This window comes from Microcoleus sp. (assembly GCF_049646505.1).
GTDB lineage: Bacteria > Cyanobacteriota > Cyanobacteriia > Cyanobacteriales > Microcoleaceae > Microcoleus.
Genome location: NZ_JBARVX010000050.1, coordinates 1 through 6,752, shown reverse-complemented (window position 1 = coordinate 6,752; position 6,752 = coordinate 1). Strand labels below are relative to the sequence as shown.

Here is a 6,752-nt window from a genome sequence, read left to right as displayed (position 1 = left end):
TAATTCGGGCGGGTTTTGCCAACAAAGCACCTGACGATAACGCTGTCTGGGCCGGACAATTTTCTGAGACTAATCTCCCTGTAAATAGCCCTGCTTTAATATTTTGGGTGCAGACTTACGGAGTCCTCAAGGGCGATCGCGAACAATACAAATTATTTGCACCCAACGGTGAAACCGTCATCAATGACAGCAAGGAAATTCCCGCCCCCAGCCGCACTTGGTTGCGTTATGCCGGCAAAAAAAACAGTACAAATAATCCCCTGACTCCCGGAGTGTGGCGGGCAGAATATCGGTTGACGCGGGGCGATCGAATTTTAACAGAAGTTAAGCGAGAAGTTGAATTGCGATAACCTTATTTATTTTTTCGCAACCTATCAATTCAAGCATTCAGAAACCGGGTTTTTTCCGACAATCATGTATCTCAGCCTCGAATTAAGTAAAACCCGGTTTCTGGGGTATGGACGTGCAGATAGTGTTAAAATAATCACAATATTTGGAAATAGTAGAAAAATATCGAACGGCGAATGGAATTCGCGACTGCACAAACGAAGTCCGCCTGCGCGGACTGAAGAATAGCGATAATTTTCACCGCCGTGTCTTCTTCGGATTTCGATCGCGATCAAGGCAAATTTTCCCAAGCTTGAGCTACAATTTCGCTCAACCAGAGCCTTTGAGCAAAATCGAGCAGGTTGTCGTCGGCGAGCACCTCAGCCTTTAACTCGTCTAAAGACTGAGAACGCGATCGAGCTATTTGAATCACACCCGCGATCGCCGACGCCACCAATTCTTCATTCAGCGGCTGCTGTCGCAAAGCAATCATTTCTTGAGGATTCGTAGGAATGGGATAATTCATAAGAGTGCATATCAAAAAAAGTAGATACTGACCCGCTGCGGCTCAACTAAGAGCTATGGCGATCGAGAAACTAAAAATCTTAAAACATTGTAAACTTATTTAAAACTAAATAAGTATTCGGGAGTATAGCCTACTTTGCTCCCTTGTCAACTCCCCCATCTTTATTAATTTATTCAGAATTGAACTCCCAATCATGCAAGAAATTCTTTATCTAGAAGTCCCCACACCCGATACAGCAGCAGTCTGCACCTGGCTGCAGCACGAATTCGACCCCGGAATCGGAGAAAAAATTATTACTCCTGACGGTTTTCGCCTGCTTTCCAACACAACAGCAGCGGAGTTGGTAAAATCTGGAACTCAAAATGCTAATCCAAAACCGACCCTCGCTGATACCAATTCAGAAAACCACAATTGGCGAACAGAACTTTCCACCTTTGTCTGGTCAGTACAGCGCACAACTTATTTAAAAGTCTTTCGTGTAGAAGACGCGCCGCCTGGAGAAAAACAGTTCCTCGAAGCTCTAAATCTGGCTGTCAGAAACAAGTTTCCCGATCGCTACCCAGAACCCCCCACCGTAGACCTCTCCAAACAGTCAATTTTTGACGCTCTTGCCCCCTATTACCCTCTCACCGTTAAATACTTCCAAAAAATGCCCAACGGCGAATACGACCTGCAGCGCGTTTACTGGTGGGAGCAGCGCTGGCGCGAAAACACTCGCAATCCTCAAAAGCCAAAACAAGTCGTGTTTTTGAAGGAAGAGGGAAGAAGAACCCCCCCCTGCCCCCCCCAAGGGGGGAAGGAAGAAGGCACTGTTTCGGTGTCGGAAGCTGGGGATACTGTTTACGATTTAATTTATATCGGCGGAGCATTAGGAGTGATTCACGCCGCAGTCATGGCGAGATTGGGCTACCGAGTGCTGCTGCTGGAACGAATGCCTTTCGGGAAGATGAATCGCGAGTGGAATATTTCGCGGGACGAAATGCAAAGCTTAGTTGATTTAGGTTTATTTACTGCAGCCGAAATCGAAACTTTGATTGCGCGAGAATACAAAGATGGCTACTGCAAGTTTTTTGATGCTAACAATCCGCCCGTTGCTAAAGCGGAAATTCTGCACACGCCGAAGGTGCTGAATATAGCTTTGGACAGCGACAAACTGGTGTATTTGGCGGGAGTTAAACTCACAGAAGCGGGCGGGGAAATCTGGGACGAAACTGAGTTTATCAGAGCCGATATTGAATCTGAAAAAGTTATAGTTCAAAGCTGCCACTTGCCGACCAAAACCGATCGCACTGTCAGCGGACGTTTGCTAGTCGATGCAATGGGTTCAGCTTCTCCCATCGCTTGGCAATTGAACGAAGGACGGGCTTTTGACAGCGTTTGTCCGACGGTGGGAGGAGTCATTGACGGAGGAATTGAGCCTGGAGTTTGGGATTCCGATTACGGCGACGTTCTCTGGAGTCACGGCGATATTTCTCGCGGCCGCCAACTGATTTGGGAGTTATTTCCCGGCGCTGGAGGAGAACTCACAGTTTATCTCTTTCACTACCACCAAGTAAATGCCGAGAATCCCGGTTCTTTGCTGGAACTGTACGAGGATTTTTTCGCAATTTTGCCGGAGTACCGCCGCTGCGATGTCAATAAATTAATCTGGAAAAAAACTACTTTTGGTTATATTCCGGGCCATTTTAGCACCACCAGCAGCGATCGCGCCGTAGCAGTCGATCGCCTAATTGCGATCGGCGATGCAGCATCTTTGCAATCTCCCTTAGTATTCACAGGTTTCGGCTCTCTCATCCGCAATCTTTTTCGATTAACAGATTTATTGGATACAGCTTTAAAGCACAATTTATTAAGTGCCAAACACTTAAACCAAATTCGTGCCTACCAGAGCAATATATCAGTAACTTGGCTGTTTTCTAAAGGGATGATGGTGCCGACGGGGCGCACTTTGCCACCCCAAAGAATTAATTCAATGCTCAATACCTTTTTCGGTCTTTTGGCAGAACAAGAACTCACCGTCGCGGAAACTTTTATTAAAGACAGAGCCGACTGGCTAACTTTCAATCAATTAGCAATTAAAGCAGCCAGAAAAAATCCTTCTCTCCTGTTGTGGATTTTAGATTTTGTCACCTTCCGGGATATTTTGCGCTGGCTGGGGAGTTACTTGAATTTTACTCTACTGGCTTTGGCAAGTTTCCTATTCGGATGGCTCCCCAGCTTCGCCCGCAAAATACAGCCTTGGTTGGAGCCGCGCTATCCGGCTGTTTGGCTGTGGCTGTTGGCTACCAGCTATGCTCTCACCTACGGGATGGGAAAAGGGAAAAAAATAGTTTCGAGTTAATATCAATTTCATAAAGTTATGCTACAGAGAAAGTTTGACTCCCCCCCTTTACAAGGGGGGGTTGGGGGGGGTAGATATGTAGCGCTATTTTATGAATTTGGTATAAGGGGAAAGTCGGAGAGGGGGAAAGGGTGCGATAGGAATTGGGGGAGAGGGAAGAGCGGGAGAGAGTCTGACGGGAAAAATCATCCCTATTTCCTCTTCTTTCTACCCTCGAACCTCAATATTGAGCCGTTAAATTCTTGACAATCCCATTCCCGCACTGCTGCGACTACGCCGAATTTCCCTTATCCTTATTCTTCAGTTTCCTTGGTTTCTGCGTCTTTCTCACTGTCATTCGGATCGATCGCACAATTGGGATCGCGAGCCAAAAACTGCTTTACCGCAACTTGGCGGTTAGTCATAAACTGACCCCAAGCACCGGGAAACACCTGATCCAAGGTTTCCACCAGCGCCCAAACTTCAATATTCATCACTTTGTAATAAAAACTGTGAGAATGCTGAATCCTAGTCAGCATTTCGTCTACCTCAACAGGAGGTAGCAGCTTCGGATCGGGCAAATTATCGCCAAAGGCGCTGGACTCATGTAGGGGCATGGTTAAAAATTTAACAGCTTACTGATTGTAGATCAGTTGATTTTCAGTTGGCGATTTTCGATTTTCGATTTTCGCTGAGAAATTGATTCCACGGATGAATCTGCGGGCTTGTATGCGTCTTGGGCTTAGGTTAAATTTAACTTTACTTGCCCGCGCTCGGCTACAAGGCACCGATCGCCCGATCGACCAAACCAAGAATTGATATTTATTTATACCTAAGAGTTCAGGATATTTCTACGTATCTGCATCCTAGCATCAGAGTTCGTCTAAAATCTCAATTAGCTTGAGGGCTGCGATTGCTGTCACTCTCAGCAATATCCTGACTTCGGCTTGCGTCGCAGCAGCGTCGATTCCTGAAAGCCGATCGCCAGATTTATGAGGGGTCAACAAAATGGTAGACTGTTTGTGTCATTACAAGACATTAAAACCTACCGCTAGACTGGGGGAAAGTCAAGCCTAAAACATTGTCATAAAATGTCGCCGCGCACCAAAAAGTGCCGGGGTGGCGAGCCTGGGAACCAGAAAAATCAAGATATTAGGACTGCTGAGTCTTAAGAATCCCCGCCTGCACAAAAAACGGGAGTGTCATATAATCGCCACATATCGACCTGTCGAGGTTCAAGGGCTAAAATAGTTCAGATCGGCACGGCCCAAAGGCGTCAGGAACCCTTATGCAAAACTCTATGCCAAAACACTACTTGTGGGCTGTAGGTGAAGGGATCAAAGCGTGCAAACCAGGCGATCTGATCGCGGGTCGCTATTTGGTCAAGCGCGATCGGCTTCTTGTCGATACTCAACCCGAACACTTGCCGGAACTGCCCGAAGAGATTCCGAGCGCGATCGTTCCTTACTTGAGACTGTTTGCCTATCAGTTGCACGTACCTCAAGTATACGGGCTGGTATCGTCCCAGACGAGCAAACTCTCAGGAGATATCTGGCTGCTGGAAAACGCGCCTATTGCCAAGCTAACGGAATCTTTAATGCCGGAATTGGCGGAGTCCTGGAAAGGAGCCTCCGCGATGCGACAGCTAAATTGGCTGTGGCAAATTGCCCAGTTGTGGCAGCCTTGTATCGCTCAGGGCGTGGCTTCCACCCTGCTGACTCCAGAACTGCTGCGGGTGTCCGGGCAATTAGTCCAGTTTCTGGAATTGCAGCCGGATCGCAAACCGCCTAGTTTGTCGCAGTTGGGCAAATTGTGGCAGCAGTGGATCGACGACGCTCACCCGACGTGCGCCAATTTTTTGAGGCAGCTTTGCCAGCAAATGGTCGCCGGTCAAGTGCGCCACGGCGAACAACTGATGGGCCAGTTGGATAAAGCTCTGGCAAAATGCGGCCGCTCTTACGATCGTCACATTGAGATTGCCACCGGCACCGATGTCGGTAGAGCGCGAACTCACAACGAAGACGCTTGCTATCCGCCCAGCGGTACCGTGTTCGCCGGCTCTCCGGGATCGTCGGCTTGCGCGATCGTCTGCGACGGCATCGGCGGACAAGACGGCGGCGAAGTCGCTTCGGAATTGGCGATTGCCGTGCTTCAGGAAAAGTTGCAGCTTCTTCCCCTGCATCAAGCTAATTGGGACCCGCTGAGCCTGACTTCCAAGCTCGAACGGGCCGCCTGTGCTGCTAACGACAAGATAGCCAGCCGCAACGACAGCGAACACCGCCAAGGTCGCCAGCGGATGGGAACTACCTTAGTTATGGGTTTAGCTCACATTCACGAACTCTACGTCGCCCACGTCGGAGACAGTCGGGCTTACTGGATTACCCGCAACGGCTGCTATCAAGTTACTCTCGATGACGATGTAGCTTGTCGCGAAGTGCGTTTGGGTTACTCGCTGTACCGGGATGCTTTGGAACAAGTCGCCGCCGGCGCTCTGATTCAAGCTCTGGGCATTACTTCCTCGAACACCCTGCACCCAACCGTGCAGCGCTTTCCGGTGGATGAGGATTGCGTTTTGCTGCTGTGTTCCGACGGTTTGAGCGATAAAGACCGGGTTGAGGAATGTTGGGAAGCGGAAATTTTGCCGATTCTCGACGGTAGCATTGATGTGGCGAAGGCGCGCGATCGGCTGATCGAGATTGCTAATACTAGAAACGGTCACGATAACGTCACTGTGGCTTTGATTCACTGCCAAGCACATTTAAAAGAAAATGGCAATACTTTGACAGAATTGTCGGTCGCACCATTAGATGTGCCGATCGAACCAATTGCCGACAGCGAAGATATGCCAACCGATTTGACCGACAGCACAGCTCTGATCGATGCTAACTCTCAACTAAAAACGCAGTTGCTACAGCCGGAAAAAGGCAAAAATCTATTTTCGCTGCTGGTGAAAATAGTTTTTTTGTTAGGTTTGGGAGGTGTATTTGCTTATTTTTTCATTCCTCCGGTGGGTCGGGCGATCGATACTGCCGGGGAATCGATTTTCGGTAGACGCGGTTTCATTAATGCTCGAAGCGAGCCGGAGAAAACAGTTGAATCTACACCTTCTCCGGTTAATTATTTAGAAAAAGGCTCGTTTATAGAAATCAAAAGTTCTGCGGCTGGGGAATTGGGAAATCAGGGCGATCGCTTGGATTTGCGATCGGCAATCGGTGAGTTGACCGTCAAAGGAACAGTTCCCGCAGGCAGCGTTTTGCAGGTGACAAACAAACAGCTTACGCCTCAAGGCAATTGGCTGGAACTGAAAGTTTGTTCGGTTCCAGAAATAGCGTCAAACCCTCCCAAAGCCAATTCAAATAAAGATTTTTCTGCTGTTTCGCAACCCGAAATCGGCCCATCTCCCGCTGCGGCAAGTCCCTCGCCTTCCCCCGACATCAAGCCAACAGTTGCAGTAGAAATCGCCAAGCTGCAAGCGGGAGAAATCGGATGGATTCAAGAACAAGATGCCGTTTCTAAAGTAGCAACTAACCCGACTCCCAACCCCGCTCAACAGGGGAAATGCGCTGTTGGTTATGACTC

5 protein-coding genes and 1 pseudogene are annotated in these 6,752 nt (G+C 48.6%); 3 read left to right on the top strand and 3 right to left on the bottom strand.

Annotated features, from left to right (window positions below; all coding sequences use genetic code 11):
• A pseudogene (locus WBA89_RS02745) lies at positions 1–350 on the top strand (M23 family peptidase); the annotation flags it as partial.
• A 269-nt stretch (positions 351–619) separates the two neighbouring features.
• Here WBA89_RS02745 and WBA89_RS02740 read toward each other — a convergent pair.
• Entirely contained in the window at positions 620–853 is a 234-nt protein-coding gene (locus tag WBA89_RS02740) for a hypothetical protein (RefSeq protein ID WP_424403859.1), read from the bottom strand.
• A gap of 193 nt (positions 854–1,046) precedes the next feature.
• On the opposite strand from WBA89_RS02740, the gene WBA89_RS02735 reads away from it, so the two are divergent.
• Positions 1,047–3,194, top strand: a complete 2,148-nt coding sequence (locus tag WBA89_RS02735; RefSeq protein WP_424403857.1) for an NAD(P)/FAD-dependent oxidoreductase — start codon at positions 1,047–1,049, stop codon at positions 3,192–3,194.
• A gap of 293 nt (positions 3,195–3,487) precedes the next feature.
• Here WBA89_RS02735 and WBA89_RS02730 read toward each other — a convergent pair whose 3' ends face one another.
• Entirely contained in the window at positions 3,488–3,790 is a 303-nt protein-coding gene (locus WBA89_RS02730) for a hypothetical protein (protein ID WP_424403855.1), read from the bottom strand.
• A 255-nt stretch (positions 3,791–4,045) separates the two neighbouring features.
• Positions 4,046–4,180, bottom strand: coding sequence for a hypothetical protein (locus WBA89_RS02725; RefSeq protein ID WP_424403853.1), 135 nt, complete (start codon positions 4,178–4,180; stop codon positions 4,046–4,048).
• Positions 4,181–4,473: 293 nt separating this feature from the next.
• Between WBA89_RS02725 and WBA89_RS02720 the strand changes: the two genes are divergently transcribed.
• On the top strand, positions 4,474–6,752 hold a 2,279-nt coding region (locus tag WBA89_RS02720), incomplete at its 3' end, for a PP2C family protein-serine/threonine phosphatase (protein ID WP_424403851.1).